The following is a 15,014-nucleotide window of genomic DNA, read 5'->3' on the forward strand; positions in this document are numbered from 1 at the left end:
AAGACCCCAGCGAGGGTCTTTTTCAATTTTATAATGAATCTTGATTCTTGCGCTGCAGCAAATAATAGACTGGCAGTCCAGCTATTGTTATAAATATGGCAGTCAAACTATCAAACGGGTCATTCATGATCGTTGCACCCACAATATACACTGAACCGATTATCGCAAAGATCGGAACGACCGGGAACAGCGGAACACTGTATACGCGTGCAGCTCCTTTATTTCGTTTACGAAGCTTAAACACCGCATAAAAGGCAAAGATATAGAAGATATAAACAGCAAAGATCGCCATCTCTGATAGATAATCCGGATCTGTCAGGATCATCATGATGATGGCAATTACAACCTGCAAGTATGTTGCAGCGATTGGTGTACCGTACTTTTCGCTAACCTTGCTGAACGTTTTTGCCATAGGAAGCTGATTTCGCTCTGCCATCGCAAACGGCACACGAGGAATCGTTAAGATTTTACCGTTTAAACAGCCAAAGATCGATACGGCTATTCCGACCGCGATTAGTTTACCGCCTAATGGACCGAAAAGAATAGTGGCCGCAGTTGCAGCTGAGTTTTCACCAAGTCTCACGATTTCAGAAGCTGGGAGAATATGCAGCAATGCGATATTAACGAGAAGATAAGCCGCCATTACGATCAAAATGCCTCCAATAATTGCTTTAGGCAATGTCTTCCCTGGGTTCTTCATCTCCCCTGCTACAAATCCAACCATCAGCCACCCATCATAGGCAAAAAGAGTTGCTAAAATAGCTGCCCCCATACTGATTTCGACTACAGATCCGCTTGAAGAATTTAGGATTTGCTCGTTCCCCTCCGTAATCCCAAACACAATAATCAATGCTATAGGGACAAGCTTGCCGATCGTGAACAGGTTTTGTACGAATCCGCCATATTTTGTTCCAAAGTTATTTACAATCGTAAGAAAAAGTACAGTCGCGATGCCAATCCAAGGACCATACGATTTTTCCCAAGAAAAAAGATTAGCTATTAATGAACCAAAGTACAAGCCAAGCGCTCCGATTACTGCAGGACCATAGATGACTGTTTGAACCCAGCCGCTCAAATAACCCCAAAGCTTGCCGTATACTTCTTCCATATATACATAAAGACCGCCCGTTTTTGGGATCTGTGTCGCTACTTCAGCGATCGTAAGCCCCCCAGCGAGTGTAATGAGACCTCCAAGAGCCCATGCTAATAAAGCCAGATTCGAATTCCCAGTGTATTCGAGCACACTTCCAGGCTTCATAAAAATACCCGAACCGATTACCGTTCCAATAACGATGGACATGGCTACAGAAAGCCCGATGTCTTTTTTCAATGCTGCTTCTTGATTCATGCTGTGTCCACTCCTTAGAAAACGTTTGTCCATCTGAAAAAGACTAGTGTCACTTTAACATAAACAAGTTATGACTGTCACTGCTTTCCAAAATAGACATGCAATTCAGTTTTTTGCAAAGGTTTTCTTTTTTAGTTGAAGTGGATTCCAGATCAATTTAATTCATTTCTTCGTCTAAGCTGCTTTTTAATGAATGCTTTTTCCATCATCGCATTCAGCTGCTGTTCAAGTTTCTTTTTTTCATCAGGGATGTTAACTGTTCTGATCTTGTTTTTCAGTTCTTTGATCATTAATTTTTCCTCAGCCGTGAAATGAGAAGAATGAAGCAATGTCGTCACCTCAATTCCAGTAGAAATTACGCGGTATTTTTATAGGGTAAATGAAAGATTATTAAAAGAAAGGATATGTGTAAGCAAATCTCACAATCTTTTTTTATGAAAAAATTCCCAAACTTAAGCTTGCGTATTTTAAAACAAGATGGTAATATCTTACTTAACAGTACCTTGCAATAAACAGTACTGAGTAAAGTGGTGATGTATAAAGATGAATGTCCAATTTAAAAAAGGTGTTCTTGAACTATGTGTACTTGTTCTTACCTCAAAAAAAGACCGTTATGGTTATGAGTTAGTGGAGGAGATATCAAAAAAGTTCGAGATCTCTGAAGGTACCATCTACCCTCTTGTAAGAAGGCTTACAAAAGAAGGTCTCTTTTCAACCTATCTTATGGAATCAAACGAAGGGCCGCCTAGAAAGTATTACAGAATAACGGAAAAAGGCATTGAGCTGAAGAATGAACTTTTACAAGACTGGCAGCAGTTCACTAAAGGTGTTAACGAAATGCTGGAGGAGGAATAACAAGTGGATAAAAAAACGTACTTAAATGAACTAGCAAAAGAAATAAAATCGCTTCCTCTTCATGAACAGAAAGAAGTTCTTGAAGATTATGAGGAGCATTTTAACATGGCACAAGAAAGCGGCAGATCGGATGAGGATATTATCTCAGGGCTTGGCAGTCCGAGAAAAATAGCAAAGGAACTTCTTGCTCATTCTGAAATTACAAGAGCAGAAGAAGATCCATCTTTAAGCTCCGTTACACGCGCCGTTTTTGCGACTCTCGGATTAGGTTTGTTCAATTTAATTTTTGTACTCGCACCATTTATCGTTTTAATACTAATACCAGTTGTACTCGTTATCGTATCGGGAGCACTTCTCGTCTCCCCTTTCCTCCTACTGTTTCAAGACGGACTTACAGCAACCTTTTTGAAAGAAGTATTTTTGATTCTCGGTCTAATCGGATTAGGGCTTCTCTTTTTTGCGGGCGCTTTAAAAGCCTCACGTGTAGTATACAAAATGACCTTAAGCTATCTATCTTTTAACCTCAGGATTATTAGGAGGAAATATACATGAATATTAAACGGATCGTGCGTATTGCACTTATACTGATTGTTTTTTCAATTGCGGGAAATGCTGTGTTGTATGTAATGGGGGAATCTCCATTTAATCTTGCGAAAGTCGAAGAGAAGCACTTATTCTCTGCTAACAAGATAAAGGATATTGAAGTCTCATCCAATATAGGAGATGTCACGGTTATGCCGCATGAAAGTGATGAGATCGAAGTACGATTGGAAGGCAATATTGAAAAAAAGTACGCAGATAATCTGTATCTTTCTGTAACCGATGAAAATAACACACTCACAGTCGATGTTTCAGAAAAGAAAACCGTACATCTCTTTTCCATTTTTTCAGGCGATTATAATTTAATCGTAAAATTGCCAAAGAAAGAATTCCAACTGCTGCAAGTAAGTTCAGATGCAGCTTCCATCACTTTAAATGATATAAAAGCGGAGCATGTCGAGTTAACTACTGACATGGGAGATATCTTTATTAAAGATGTAGTGGCAGCTGTTTCAGCTAAGTCAGATGTTGGAGACATCGACGTTCAAGTGCAAAACATCGAGAAAGACATTACTGCAAAGTCTGACGTAGGAGATATTACAGTCACTACAAAAGAACAGCCGCAACACTTGCGAACACAAATGAGCAATTCAATCGGTGAAGAAATTATCAAACTGCCCAATTTAAAAAACGGTTCGATCGGAAACGGCGGACCGTTAGTGTTCCTAAAATCAGATGTAGGCGACCTAGCCTTAATGATGCATAATGAATAAAAAAAGACCTCCACTCGGGGGTCCTTTTGTTTGTTATGAAATTATCATTCTGTTTTTTCTGAGTTTGAGATGATAACTTTAACACCTTGCTGTTCGATTGCGTGCAGATGCTCTCGTACTGATTCGTCGTCAGTTATAACGGCTTCAAGGTTTGAAACAGGTCCAACTTTCGCAAAGGCATTAACTCCGATTTTATGGTGCGGAAAAAGACCAACACTCTTTCTCGATACGGATCCGACAGCTTTCATAAAAGCAGCAGCTTCAGGTGTAGCAGTACTCATTCCGCGTTCTGATATTCCGCCTCCCGTTGCGAATGTGAGATCAAATGAATATTGACTGACAAGCTGTGTTGCAAGAGCATCTGTCATATTGCCGGAATTCTTCACTTTTCCACCGATTAGATATAAATCGATGTTCTCACGCTCACGCAGGGCATCCGCAATTTTCAAGGAATTTGTAACGATCGTGAGTGGAACGGAAGGTAAATATTTGAGTAAGACATAATGGATCGACGCTCCACCGATAAAAAGTGTATCCCCCGCTTGAATCCATTTTGCAGCTTCTTTCGCAATGGCGTTCTCATGTTGTGATCCTTCGGTATAGCGTTTTGCCGGTGCAGCAGGACCTTTCTTCACTTCCGTCACAGGTATTGCACCGCCATGTGTACGTTTAACAAGCCCTTTATCTTCTAATGTTGAAAGATCACGGCGAATTGAATCAATTGAAACTTGGAGGACATCTGATAACTCTTTTGCAAGAACACGACCTTCATTTTTTAACACTTCTAAGATCTTTTCTCTTCTTTCTTCAGAAAACATACTAATTTTCCTCCATTACCTATTATTTCCACGTGGTACTCTAATCATATGCGGCATTATGCTTGTTTGTCAAATATTTTCTGCATGTTTTTTCTTGTTTTATCTGTTTTATAATGAAAAAAAGCAAAAACAAGCAGTATGAGCGTGCTTGTTTTTGCTTTTTTATAAGATGGATATGTTCAAATAAAATAATCACATAATTTTTAACCTTCATCACATAAAAAGTGAAGATCATCACATAAAAAATTGAGTTAATCACATAAAAATGTAGCATCATCATATAATTTTCCAAAATCATACATTATGTCTTTCTGACAAATACAAATCGACGATTTGTATTTGTCTGGGGTCAGACCCCCTGCCTTAGTCTTCCACCTTGATCAGGAAGAGACGCTCATGAAACCGCCCATGCTTCTTCGCCTTTTCCTGCCTTATTTCATCCAGCTCCCTTAATGTGAGATGGTGCACTTTCGTAAGCGAAATCAAAATTTCAAACAATCCTGCCAGCTCTTCTGCAGCATCACTCTCATTCACCGCTTCTCGGTACTCTTTCACACCCTCAGCGAGCTTTTTCTTTAACTCACTTTCAAACTCTTTATCTCCCAGAATGCGGAACGTCCCCTTTTTTCCCGCGAGTTCAAGCAATTCTGGTATTTTATCACGGACTAATTTATTGTAATACGCCATTTCCTTTTTTCCCTTCCAGCAATTTCAGTTCATCTAAACATCAATTTGTTTATCTATATTTCAATGTATTCATCAATTCAGCTTTTTAGCAGAAACAACTGTTAAAAATATTAATGCGATCAGCCCGAAGACTGGATACAAATAATGCAGCAATTCTGCATAGCCAACCTGGCTCAGCAAATAGCTTCCCAGCATCAAGGGAATAAGTATTGCATTGCTTGATAGTCTTATATTCTTTCTAAGTGAGCCTGCAAGGCCAAATAGATTCCCGATTAGTGTAGAGAAGATCTCACCATAGATTACGAGTACAAAAAAGTAATGGACCATGATTCCGAGTCCGCCCACTATTTCTGCGATCGGTATCTCGTAGCTTAGCACACGCGGGACAGAATAAAGGACATACTGGCTGTTTAACAAGATAAACGTCAGACCTAACCCGCCTATGAATCCTCCCCATTTGATAACTGATTCGTCAGCTGCTTCCCTTGAAAGAGGAACAAGCACTGCCTGGGCCAATGTTAAGTTAAAAGCGGCGTAAGTAAACGGACTGACAAGCCATTTCCATCCGCCAGTAAAATCATCGGCAACAAAAAGCTGCCGTCCACCAGAATCAAACATCGAAAAAGATAATATTAACGAAAACAGAATCATGATTGGAACGATTAGCGAGTTGGTCCACAATATCCCATCTATTCCTTTTTTCATTACTAAATACGTCACGATAAGTGTTAAGATGACTCCCGCCTGAAATGGCAGATGAAGCTGTTCGCGAAACAATGCCCCTGTTCCTGATAGCATGACACCTGTTACCCCAAAAAGCATGATGAGCATTAAGATATTTACAACTCGAGATGCTGCTGTTCCAAACAGGTGATGATTCATTTCATCGAATGAAGATGCTCCGATCCTTCTCGCCATAATCATCAGCTTTGTCCCAATTACGATAAAAAGGAACCCGCTTATCACAATGCCGGCAAAACCAGCTGATCCGTATTTCGTAAAGAACTCGACGATCTCTCTTCCGGTAGCAAATCCGGCACCAACAACAGTGCCGATGTAAGTGGCGGCAATCTGCAATATTTGTTTCTTCCGTCCACTCATGCCCTCACCTCCATGCTATATCTTTACAAACATATGCATGGACAAGAGTTTTAGAAGAAAAAGAAAAACAGCAAGGATATTCCCCTACTGTTTGAAATACTGCTTATTAAATTTGCAATGCCTCGCTGCACTCCTGAATGATCACACGATTCTTCCCTTGACGTTTAGCAACATACAGACTGTTATCTGCACCTTCAAAAAATGCCTGTTTGTGCATGCCTGTCCGGTACGTTTGCAACCCAGCACTGATTGTGACACTTTCCTCTAAGATTTCGGAATGCTCCAGACCTTGTACAACGGCTCTAATATTCTCAAGAATTCTAAAAGCCTTATCTTCATCTACATCATTTAATATGACGACAAACTCTTCCCCGCCATATCGGGCGACAAAGTCATCTGTTGATACATTTTCCTTTATGGCAGATGCAATTCTTTTTAGAACAATATCCCCTATTCCGTGACCATATGTATCGTTTACTTTTTTAAAATTATCAATATCGATAACCGCTAAGTGAAGCGGATAATGATACGTGTCTGCTTGCAGAAGCAACACATCCATGTACTCATAGAATGCCATATGATTGTACAGACCCGTTAGCGCATCTGTCTTCACTTGTTTTTCCATGATCGTAGACTTAACCATCAGCTCCTGGTGTTCAGCTTGGGTCTTTATTAAATGCTGTCCAATTTCGTACCCTCTGCTCATGATGCCGATACAGATCGTAGTGGATGTCAGCAAGATGCACGCCATCGAGAGCTGTGCCATTACATCATTTAGTTCTCTTACAATAGGATGAAATGTCGATAATACTAAGTAAATCATCAGACTGATTCCAAAAGAAAGCCAGATCTTCTTTTTATCAAAGTATATAGTTGAAATCAGCATGGGGAAGAAAAAGCAAGCATACATGACATACATCTCTGAGTGTACACCCACTAAGATTCCAGAGATTAAATTAGCTGAACCTATAATGATATAGTCAGTGTATTTCCCCTGCTTTCTATAGCCCCATTCGGCGAAGAAAGCCGCAAGTGATAGAAGAAGCGTAGGTAATAATACGAATTCTAAATAAAATTCCTTTAATGGCCGTTCTGTAAAAAAGCTGTTGATTACCTCAACGCACACTGACACAAAGACAATCACCCAAAAAACGTTAATGATTTTCCGGTTCCAAGCGATGTGATTTAAGTGTGCAGGCAGGCGTGCTATTCCCAATTCATTCACCCCATCTACACGGTTACATCATCATTATAACATTATTTTCCTTCAAGTCTGTTGTTGTTGATATAAAAATATTTTATCGTTCGTGTCTCTTTTTCTGATAACAAAACGATTTATAGAATGAAAACGCACAGCCAGGACGAACCCAGCTGTGCGGCAATTTTATTTTAATTTTACACGTTTCTTTTTAGGTAACTTATCGAGAAGCCAGCCTCTTCCCACTTCACAAAAACGAATCGGCATTTCAAGGGTTGCCAGTATCTGATCCTTTCCATGAATGGTAAGCAGTCCTGTTTCATCATTAACTTCTTCGACAACTGCATTTTCTGTTCCAGAGAGCGGAAAAGCCCATTTGTTGTTCCCTGAGTCTTTAATTTTGATCATTCTTCCGTCACAAGATACTTTGTGGCAATGTGGAGGCAAGCCTAACGTAATTTTGTTCATTGCATTTCTTTCCTCCCTTTCCGGATTTGTTTCATTGTAACAGATATAGTGCGCGTCTGACTCGCTATTTTTTAAATTTTTTGACTATTTAACACATTTGAAATAAAGCTTCTAAAAAATAGGAGGACAAGCATTAGGCATCCGCCATTTCAGGTGATGAGAAACAAGCATATACTACATTATTGGGAGATAAGGGAGGAATTTAGAGTGGAAAGATGGTCGATGTTTTACCACATGGCCGTTGTTTCTTTAGGAGCGTTTTCAAGCTTCTTGTTTGGAACACCAAGCCTTTTATTCAAAACATTAGTTCTATTCGTTGTACTGGATTATATCACGGGTATGGCAGCATCAGCATATGAGGGAAAACTGAACAGTAAGGTTGGCTTTAAAGGAATATTAAAGAAGGTGATGGTATTTGCCATAGTTGCAGTAGCCCACTCTCTCGATCAATTATTAGGCGGTTTATATATCCAATCCGCCACCATCTTTTTTTATCTATCAAATGAATTATTATCCATGATTGAAAATGCAGGCAGGTTGAATGTTCCCATACCGCCTTTCATAAAAAATGCCGTTTCTCTATTAAGACAGAGAAGCGGCACGAAAAACAAAAAATAATTAAATGGAGTAGAACTGTGAAATCTTTTTTGCAATTTCATTCGCATTGATCTGGTACTCACCAGCATCGATGCGTTTTTTTATATCCAAAAGTTTCTTTTCTCTTATGTTCAGCTGAGCATGATCATTCAATGCTTTTGCTTCGTTTGATATGTAAAGTTCGTCTTTGGCAAATGACGGAGGCTTAACAGAAGGCTGCTGATACATTTTGTTAACATCGTATTTTCTTTGTACCGGTTGTTGTCCATCAATTCTCATGATTTCACCTCTCCTGTGTGATTAAAAGTCCCAAGCCATTTCCAAGTACCATCTTGATCGAGGTTGTCCAGCAATCGACAGAACAACTCTTGACCCGAAGTATCCAATTTCACTTCGAATTCATTTCCATTTTCTTTATCCTTGCAAAAGGAATGAATCCATTGGGAAGTAAACAAGTAAGGCGTAAACTGTTCAAAGTCCAATAGATGTTTCTCTAACCATTGAATAACATCATCGTGTGTAAGTTTCTGCATCTTAGATCGTCCTTTGTTTATGGTTCGTCATTACCTGTGTCTATATGTTTCGGGTATGTCATATCTTTTATGAGGATAGCCCGAAAAAATATTTACAGAAAATTCGAACCTCTTGTTGTTTTTGTATCTTACAGAAAATTACCCTTACTCTACTTCCCTCTAAACCTCTTTCCTTCTGCTAAACTAGTTAAAGGTTTATAATAAAAGAAGGCTATTTTCTTAAGATTGATGCTTTCAAATCAATTCTTCATTGACAAGTTGATAGGAGTGCAAGGTGCGTGCCTACCACATGAGAAACTTCTCGCAAGGCATGCGACGAGGAAGCTAACATCGGTAGCATTTACTTGTAGACGCAGGAGCAAGGATACTTCTATGAATCGGGACAGGTGAGACTCCTGCCGGTGCAAAGCGCAGAGGAGGCTCACCGCACGCCCCCCGGAAAGCGAGCATCCTGAAACGGAGATCAACTACTTTTAAAAACAACAATGTATACGAAAATAGCTTAATAGAAATACATAACAGAAGGTGTTCTTATGAAATTAACATTTTCCTCACTTCAATGGATGGTCTTTATATTGGCTGGAAGTCTTGTCGCACCGATTGCGATCGGGGATGCATTCGGTATGACACAAGCGGAAACAGCAGACCTTCTGCAGCGCTCCTTTTTTATCATCGGACTCTCTGCTATTCTACAAGTTTTGTTCGGTCATAAACTCCCGATTAACGAAGGACCAGCTGGATTATGGTGGGGAGTTTTTACCGTCTACGCAGGGATCGTTGCATCAGGGGCATTGACCGCAGCCGATGGATTACAGCAGCTAACAGCTGGTATGCTGATAAGCGGAATTCTATTTTTTCTTCTAGGTGCTTTTCGTGTCATCACTTCGGTCAGAGCACTCTTTACTCCTCTTGTAACAGGAACATATCTTATATTACTCGTTTCACAATTAAGTGGTTCTTTTATAAAAGGAATGCTTGGGATCGGGTATCTGCAGGAAAGTGCCGATGCAAAAGTTGCAGCCGCATCACTTTTTATCCTTGTATTATCGATCGTTCTTGGAAAATCGAAAGTGCGATGGCTCAGGAGCTATTCCATTCTTATCTCACTGATATTGGGATGGGGGCTGTTTAAACTATTAGACTTAACGAAAGAAAACATGCATTCTGCGAAGGTTATCGCCTTTCCTGAATGGCTGGCGTGGGGAATGCCTGAGTTATCAGGAGGAGCCATTCTTACTTCTCTTTTTGTAGGACTATTACTTCTGACAAATATGGTAGCCAGCATCAACGTGGTGGAAAAAGCGTATGAGTCTGAAAATGAAGAGTACGAACCGATCAACTATAACCGCTCTTCTATCATGATGGGGCTGAATACGTGGATCGCAGGTCTGTTCTCGGCCGTAGCCAGTGTACCGATATCTGGTGCTTCAGGATTCATTTTAACTACTAAGATGTTTAGCCGACTAGCTTTCATTTTGGGAAATGCGTTCATCATCGTCATCAGCTTTTTTCCGCCGCTCACATTTTTCTTTGCAGGTATTCCAGCACCGGTAGGATATGCGACCATATTCCTTCCTTTTTCCAGTATGATCGGCCTTGTGTTCAGAGAATATAAATCAGAGCTTAAATCAGATACAAACCTATTTATAATCAGCACATCCCTCATGGTCGGGATCGGCAGCCTGTTCATTCCTGCTGCGGCACTAAAAGAATGGCCAAGTATCATCGTAACTCTTCTGAGCAACGGACTGATTATGGGAATGCTGACCTGTATGGCTTTAGAACAGTTTTACAAACAAAAAAACGCAAAGAAAAAGCAGCATTCATAAAATCAGGGCTCCTTTTTTAGAGGAGCCCTTTCTTATTTGGCCGAAACAGGTATTTCAGCATAGAAATCTTTAATCGTTTGAACAAGCTCCCTTTCATGATCGTACATCATTAAATGAGTCGTTCCCGGAATGATGACCTTTCTGCAAAAAGGAAGAACCTTTGAAGCTCTTTCAATGAATCTCTCTTTTTTAGCCAGATCTCCTTCCGTTTCAGCAGGCAAGAACAAAACAGGACACTTTACTTTCTCATACCAGGTTAAAAAGTTCGTGTAATAAATTTCCGCGATAATTTTTTCCATCGTCGCACCTGTTGTGCGTGGCCCGACTTTCCCGTTTTCTTTTACCCGGGGTACATAATGCTCCACATAATAAGCACGTGCTTCGTTCCATGGTTTCCAGTTCTCTTTGTAGTAATCCTTATAAGCTTCTACAGAATCATACTCTGGATCTAATTGATCTCTAAACTGTGAGATATGCTCTTCGAAAGATTCCTCGTACTTGCCATCTTCCCCTGTATCATTTACAAGTGCACCTTCGGAAGCCACGAGTGATAATACCCGATTAGTACGTGTTGAAGCAAAATAAGCCCCCACCATACTTCCATAAGAACTTCCAACAAGATGGGCGCTTTTAATCGAAAAGAAATCCATTACTGCCTCAAGATCTTTCGCGGTATCTTCAAAGGTATAGCCGTTCTCTGGCTGATCAGAGAGTCCGTGTCCCCGCAGATCATAGGTCACAATCCGATATTCCTCTGAAAATTGCGGGATAATTGGATGCCATAAATGTGCACTTCCACCTAAATAATGAAGAAAAATCAAAGTCTCTCCTGATCCACCATGATCATATGCCGTAATCTTTGTTCCATCATGCGACGTTAACTCATATTTATCCGCTTTAATGTTCATTATTTTACCTCTTCCTTCTTTCATTTTTGGAGATGAAGTTTCTTACTCTCCTATTTCTAATTGAAAACACATGATTCCATACTTATTACTCACTTCTTCATATCCCATCCGGTTCCTTCCCTTCTCAAACAAAATTTGCTATAATTTTACAAAACATGGAGGTGCGTATGGAACATAAAAGAGCTGACCGACCCGATTGGAAAAGAGTTACAGACCGAAACTTTGAGGTCGTTCATAAAGAAGACGGTTGTTTCAAAGGTAAAGTTACTGCGATTCATCTAAAAGCAGTGTCTGAACCACTCGTTGTTCAGTACAAGAATCATGAGGTGTGTATTGCTGACAATGGCTATACATGGCTCCAGCACTTTCCAGAAGGCAAGAAATATACGATAACTACTGTTCTGGACCAAAATGGAGACACGGTTCAATTCTACATTGACATGTGCAAAGAGCACGGTGTGGACGAAGAAGGGATCCCTTGGTTTTTAGACCTTGATCTGGATATCGTAATCTTGCCCGATAAAGAGATTTTCGTACTTGATGATAATGAATTAATGGCAGCCTTTGATAATGGAGACATAACAAAAGAAGAGATGAAACTTGCTCATAAAACGGCTGAAGAAATAATTTCTCAATATAAAGTTGATCAATTTGAAGACCTTCAGATATGTGAAAAACACTCTGCAGAATGGCTGCGCGAGAAGAAATTCATACAATAAAAAACCAGAGGATTAATCCTCTGGTTTATTTATATAGCTGGCTGATTCTTTTGTAAGAATCGTTCTGCGTCTTCCACTTCATCAAGAACTTGGGATCCGATGATGCCTTCTTCTTCATCTAAATAGGTAACTTGAAAATATCCTCCCTCACCTTGGGGAACATAACGCATTCTAACAAGTTCTTTTTGCTGATCCTCTTCTCTCCAAAACTCTAATTCTTGTTCTGGTTCTCTCATCAGCTGTTCTATTTGATTTTTCACCATGTTTTTATGACACCTCTAAATTATCTTATTATGAATGTTTTTTCATTTTTCCCTTAAAACAAAACCTCTAAACCATTAACAGTATCCGACATTTCCTGGGGAATATTGTCTACGTTTTATTGTATATAGTGCGATGATCTTACCCATTTCGCCAAAACTTCTTCTGTACTTAAAATTTCAGCAAATTCCCCGTGCAAATGCGACAAAGCTGACTCATGTACATCTTGAGCTGAAAATTTTCTGCCATTATAGGAGGTTACAGCAAAAGCCGCTGTTGCATCTTGCACGAGAGAAACGCTATATCCATAGTTAGCAGCCATCCTTACTGTTGTAGATACACAATGATTTGTTGTTAACCCCACAATAATAAGATGATGAATTCCTTGTTTGTCTAACTCTTCCTTTAGCGATGTTCCAATAAATGCACTGTTTACACTCTTAATAAAAAGGGGTTCATGTTCTTTAGGTTCAAATCCTGTTTTCAGCTGATAACCTAATTTCGTCGGATGCAATGGAGCATTCTCATTTTCCGACTGGTGCTGAACATGAAAAACAGGTAGGTTCGTATTTCTAAATGCATCTATTAATGTAAGCATATTAACTTCGGCATTCGGGTTGTTTCGTTCTCCCCAAAAATCTACATCCTCAAAACCTTTTTGAACATCAATGATAAGCAAACACGCTTTTTTCACGGACTTGGCTCCTTTAGCAGATGATAGTTACAACCTTTAATGTACTGTTCGTTAAAGGTTTTACATTTCCTGCCGTAATAATCTATTTCATATACTCATATCCTTGAAGAAAAGATAGACAAGCACAACCCTCAGGAGGAATAAGTTTGAGCGAGTTTTGGGTTTTGAGTTTTCATTTCATGATGCTTGGGATCAGTCTAGCAGTTCCGGTAGGTCCGATTAAACTTGAGATGATCAAACGTGGATTATCAGGAGGTTTCTGGCCATCTTGGCTCGTAGGGTTAGGAGCAGTAAGCGCAGATTTCATCTTCATGCTAATCATTTTTTTGGGGCTTTCCCCCTTCCTTCAGAACAACTTCGTACAAATCGCCATGTTGGTTACCGGCATTATTATGCTTTTGTTCTTAGGTATTTCAACCATAAGAAAAGCTTGGTCAGAAAAAAGATTTCTTTCGATGAATGAGGAGAAACCCGAACATAAGCCTTATTGGACAGGTTTTGTACTCGCATTAATGAACCCTTTTAATTTCTTGTTTTGGTTTGGCATATATGGAGGTACGCTTCAAAATATCCCCAATGGCTCAGCGTGGTGGATTAATGCTTTATTAAGTTTGTTTATTATCGCTGGCATTATTTTATGGAATATTAATGTTGCTTTTACCCTTCACTTTTTTCGCACATTCATTAATGATATAACCATTAGAGTAATGACAGGATTAGCAGGGGCAGGTTTACTTGGTTTCGCTTGTCATCTACTTATTCAGTTATTTAAAAACATATAAAAACAGCCTATGTATCATTCACATAGGCTGTTCGTCCTGTTTATTTATCGTACTTATCCCGGTCTAACTGTCTTTCTTCTTCTCGATCCAACTCTTCCTCGTACTCTTCATGTTTACGGTTTTGTACAACATTTCTCTCATTACCTGTTATATCTGTTGTTACAAAACCTTCATAGTTTTCTACATAGCCATCATCATCATCAGAGTCTTCATACATCTCGTTATAATCCTGTTTTTCAGGATCTGTGAAGTCTGACGGAGTTTCACTCGTACCGTACTTTGCTACGGATTGCCATGCATCTTCCCCGTCAAAGAAAGTAGCATCTTTTCCGTCATTGCTTCTTCTCGAATAATCCGGACCAGAAACTGCTTCCTCTACTGGTCTGTCATCTGAGGAATGCTGACCTGGGCTGTGTTCCTTGCAGTAGAGTGTAGACGGAATAGCTTCCAATCGTTCTTTTATGATATCTTTTCCGCACGTTTTACAAATTCCGTACTTGCCTCTTTCTATACTATTAAGCGCTGCATCAATATCCTCCAGCTCTTTTTCATGAAGGTCGTTTAATGCGATGTCTTTTTCTTTTTCAAACAACTCTGTTCCAAGATCTCCTGGATGATTATCATAGTTGGATAACTCCCCCGTGGATTCTTTAGGGAATTCAGAATCACTTCCAAAAGAGTCGTTTCTCTCTCTCATATCTTTTATCTCTTTTTTTCTTGCAACTAAAATTTGTTTAAAATGGTCCATTTCTTGTGTAGTTAATGACATTATTCTAGCTCCCTTCCTGCATCCGTATACCATTTCATACCCGTTTTCCTCAGAAATTATCCATCCCGTGTATTTTGTACATTTCACACTCATGCTATACTTTAAAGAATTCTCCCCCTTGTGAGTCCGCATCA

The 15,014-nt window shown here is 39.6% G+C and carries 20 protein-coding genes; 7 read left to right on the plus strand and 13 right to left on the minus strand.

What is annotated here, in order from left to right:
* Nucleotides 1–28: 28 nt before the first annotated feature.
* Nucleotides 29–1,348, minus strand: coding sequence for an APC family permease (locus EV282_RS12180; protein WP_130296067.1), 1,320 nt, complete (start codon nt 1,346–1,348; stop codon nt 29–31).
* Nucleotides 1,349–1,500: 152 nt separating this feature from the next.
* Nucleotides 1,501–1,677 carry a hypothetical protein gene (locus EV282_RS20255; RefSeq protein ID WP_165389444.1) on the minus strand — a complete coding sequence of 59 codons (177 nt, stop codon included), beginning with the start codon at nt 1,675–1,677 and terminating at the stop codon, nt 1,501–1,503.
* Nucleotides 1,678–1,891: 214 nt separating this feature from the next.
* On the opposite strand from EV282_RS20255, the gene EV282_RS12185 reads away from it, so the two are divergent.
* From EV282_RS12185 to EV282_RS12195, 3 genes are read left to right on the plus strand one after another with little or no spacing between them, the layout of a single operon-like run.
* Nucleotides 1,892–2,203: a PadR family transcriptional regulator gene (locus EV282_RS12185; protein ID WP_130296068.1), complete on the plus strand. Its 312-nt coding sequence runs from the start codon at nt 1,892–1,894 to the stop codon at nt 2,201–2,203.
* Between the two features lie 3 nt (nt 2,204–2,206).
* Complete coding sequence (locus EV282_RS12190) at nt 2,207–2,755, plus strand: HAAS signaling domain-containing protein (protein WP_130296069.1); 549 nt, start codon at nt 2,207–2,209, stop codon at nt 2,753–2,755.
* Nucleotides 2,752–3,516: a DUF4097 family beta strand repeat-containing protein gene (locus EV282_RS12195; RefSeq protein WP_130296070.1), complete on the plus strand. Its 765-nt coding sequence runs from the start codon at nt 2,752–2,754 to the stop codon at nt 3,514–3,516. The genes EV282_RS12190 and EV282_RS12195 overlap by 4 nt, the downstream gene beginning before the upstream one ends.
* Before the next feature lie 44 nt (nt 3,517–3,560).
* Here the strand turns inward: EV282_RS12195 and EV282_RS12200 are convergent, their stop codons facing one another.
* The 5 genes from EV282_RS12200 to EV282_RS12220 all read right to left on the minus strand — a co-directional run bounded on the left by EV282_RS12200 (nt 3,561) and on the right by EV282_RS12220 (nt 7,788).
* Complete coding sequence (locus EV282_RS12200; RefSeq protein ID WP_130296071.1) at nt 3,561–4,334, minus strand: DeoR/GlpR family DNA-binding transcription regulator; 774 nt, start codon at nt 4,332–4,334, stop codon at nt 3,561–3,563.
* A 363-nt stretch (nt 4,335–4,697) separates the two neighbouring features.
* Nucleotides 4,698–5,021 carry a nucleoside triphosphate pyrophosphohydrolase gene (locus tag EV282_RS12205; protein ID WP_077362078.1) on the minus strand — a complete coding sequence of 108 codons (324 nt, stop codon included), beginning with the start codon at nt 5,019–5,021 and terminating at the stop codon, nt 4,698–4,700.
* Between the two features lie 72 nt (nt 5,022–5,093).
* Nucleotides 5,094–6,122 carry a YkvI family membrane protein gene (locus EV282_RS12210; RefSeq protein ID WP_130296072.1) on the minus strand — a complete coding sequence of 343 codons (1,029 nt, stop codon included), beginning with the start codon at nt 6,120–6,122 and terminating at the stop codon, nt 5,094–5,096.
* A 106-nt stretch (nt 6,123–6,228) separates the two neighbouring features.
* Nucleotides 6,229–7,338 (minus strand): GGDEF domain-containing protein, encoded by a 1,110-nt coding sequence (locus EV282_RS12215; protein WP_130296073.1) that lies wholly within the window; start codon nt 7,336–7,338, stop codon nt 6,229–6,231.
* Nucleotides 7,339–7,506: 168 nt separating this feature from the next.
* Complete coding sequence (locus EV282_RS12220; RefSeq protein WP_130296074.1) at nt 7,507–7,788, minus strand: hypothetical protein; 282 nt, start codon at nt 7,786–7,788, stop codon at nt 7,507–7,509.
* A 207-nt stretch (nt 7,789–7,995) separates the two neighbouring features.
* On the opposite strand from EV282_RS12220, the gene EV282_RS12225 reads away from it, so the two are divergent.
* Complete coding sequence (locus EV282_RS12225) at nt 7,996–8,406, plus strand: phage holin family protein (RefSeq protein ID WP_242611863.1); 411 nt, start codon at nt 7,996–7,998, stop codon at nt 8,404–8,406.
* Here EV282_RS12225 and EV282_RS12230 read toward each other — a convergent pair whose 3' ends face one another.
* Both EV282_RS12230 and EV282_RS12235 read right to left on the minus strand, forming a co-directional pair.
* Nucleotides 8,407–8,664, minus strand: coding sequence for a flagellar biosynthesis anti-sigma factor FlgM (locus tag EV282_RS12230; protein ID WP_066288333.1), 258 nt, complete (start codon nt 8,662–8,664; stop codon nt 8,407–8,409). It lies immediately after the preceding gene.
* Entirely contained in the window at nt 8,661–8,918 is a 258-nt protein-coding gene (locus tag EV282_RS12235; RefSeq protein WP_130296075.1) for a hypothetical protein, read from the minus strand. Before EV282_RS12235 ends, EV282_RS12230 begins: the two co-directional genes overlap by 4 nt.
* A 533-nt stretch (nt 8,919–9,451) precedes the next feature.
* Between EV282_RS12235 and EV282_RS12240 the strand changes: the two genes are divergently transcribed.
* The gene (locus EV282_RS12240) at nt 9,452–10,747 is read left to right on the plus strand and encodes a purine/pyrimidine permease (RefSeq protein ID WP_130296076.1); all 1,296 of its coding nucleotides are present in this window, start codon (nt 9,452–9,454) and stop codon (nt 10,745–10,747) included.
* Nucleotides 10,748–10,779: 32 nt separating this feature from the next.
* Here the strand turns inward: EV282_RS12240 and EV282_RS12245 are convergent, their stop codons facing one another.
* A complete protein-coding gene (locus tag EV282_RS12245) occupies nt 10,780–11,655 on the minus strand; it encodes an alpha/beta fold hydrolase (protein WP_165389445.1) in 876 nt (291 codons plus the stop codon).
* 167 nt (nt 11,656–11,822) lie between these two features.
* Between EV282_RS12245 and EV282_RS12250 the strand changes: the two genes are divergently transcribed.
* The gene (locus EV282_RS12250) at nt 11,823–12,374 is read left to right on the plus strand and encodes a DUF402 domain-containing protein (protein ID WP_165389446.1); all 552 of its coding nucleotides are present in this window, start codon (nt 11,823–11,825) and stop codon (nt 12,372–12,374) included.
* 29 nt (nt 12,375–12,403) lie between these two features.
* Here the strand turns inward: EV282_RS12250 and EV282_RS12255 are convergent, their stop codons facing one another.
* Entirely contained in the window at nt 12,404–12,637 is a 234-nt protein-coding gene (locus tag EV282_RS12255) for a hypothetical protein (protein WP_130296079.1), read from the minus strand.
* A gap of 116 nt (nt 12,638–12,753) precedes the next feature.
* Nucleotides 12,754–13,329 carry a cysteine hydrolase family protein gene (locus EV282_RS12260; RefSeq protein ID WP_130296080.1) on the minus strand — a complete coding sequence of 192 codons (576 nt, stop codon included), beginning with the start codon at nt 13,327–13,329 and terminating at the stop codon, nt 12,754–12,756.
* 146 nt (nt 13,330–13,475) lie between these two features.
* Between EV282_RS12260 and EV282_RS12265 the strand changes: the two genes are divergently transcribed.
* A complete protein-coding gene (locus EV282_RS12265) occupies nt 13,476–14,111 on the plus strand; it encodes a LysE family transporter (RefSeq protein ID WP_130296081.1) in 636 nt (211 codons plus the stop codon).
* 40 nt (nt 14,112–14,151) lie between these two features.
* Here the strand turns inward: EV282_RS12265 and EV282_RS12270 are convergent, their stop codons facing one another.
* Nucleotides 14,152–14,880, minus strand: coding sequence for a TraR/DksA C4-type zinc finger protein (locus EV282_RS12270; protein WP_165389447.1), 729 nt, complete (start codon nt 14,878–14,880; stop codon nt 14,152–14,154).
* Between the last annotated feature and the right edge of the window lie 134 nt (nt 14,881–15,014).

The organism is Fictibacillus sp. BK138, assembly GCF_004216955.1.
GTDB lineage: Bacteria > Bacillota > Bacilli > Bacillales > Fictibacillaceae > Fictibacillus.

Excerpts from the sequence above, each read along its gene's own strand:
- EV282_RS12180 (WP_130296067.1), bottom strand. The coding sequence starts at position 1,348 with ATGAATCAAGAAGCAGCATTGAAAAAAGACATCGGGCTTTCTGTAGCC.
- EV282_RS12185 (WP_130296068.1), top strand. The coding sequence starts at position 1,892 with ATGAATGTCCAATTTAAAAAAGGTGTTCTTGAACTATGTGTACTTGTT.
- EV282_RS12200 (WP_130296071.1), bottom strand. The coding sequence starts at position 4,334 with ATGTTTTCTGAAGAAAGAAGAGAAAAGATCTTAGAAGTGTTAAAAAAT.
- EV282_RS12220 (WP_130296074.1), bottom strand. The coding sequence starts at position 7,788 with ATGAACAAAATTACGTTAGGCTTGCCTCCACATTGCCACAAAGTATCT.
- EV282_RS12230 (WP_066288333.1), bottom strand. The coding sequence starts at position 8,664 with ATGAGAATTGATGGACAACAACCGGTACAAAGAAAATACGATGTTAAC.
- EV282_RS12235 (WP_130296075.1), bottom strand. The coding sequence starts at position 8,918 with ATGCAGAAACTTACACACGATGATGTTATTCAATGGTTAGAGAAACAT.
- EV282_RS12245 (WP_165389445.1), bottom strand. The coding sequence starts at position 11,655 with ATGAACATTAAAGCGGATAAATATGAGTTAACGTCGCATGATGGAACA.
- EV282_RS12250 (WP_165389446.1), top strand. The coding sequence starts at position 11,823 with ATGGAACATAAAAGAGCTGACCGACCCGATTGGAAAAGAGTTACAGAC.
- EV282_RS12205 (WP_077362078.1), bottom strand. The coding sequence starts at position 5,021 with ATGGCGTATTACAATAAATTAGTCCGTGATAAAATACCAGAATTGCTT.
- EV282_RS12195 (WP_130296070.1), top strand. The coding sequence starts at position 2,752 with ATGAATATTAAACGGATCGTGCGTATTGCACTTATACTGATTGTTTTT.
- EV282_RS12240 (WP_130296076.1), top strand. The coding sequence starts at position 9,452 with ATGAAATTAACATTTTCCTCACTTCAATGGATGGTCTTTATATTGGCT.
- EV282_RS12255 (WP_130296079.1), bottom strand. The coding sequence starts at position 12,637 with ATGGTGAAAAATCAAATAGAACAGCTGATGAGAGAACCAGAACAAGAA.
- EV282_RS12270 (WP_165389447.1), bottom strand. The coding sequence starts at position 14,880 with ATGTCATTAACTACACAAGAAATGGACCATTTTAAACAAATTTTAGTT.
- EV282_RS12210 (WP_130296072.1), bottom strand. The coding sequence starts at position 6,122 with ATGAGTGGACGGAAGAAACAAATATTGCAGATTGCCGCCACTTACATC.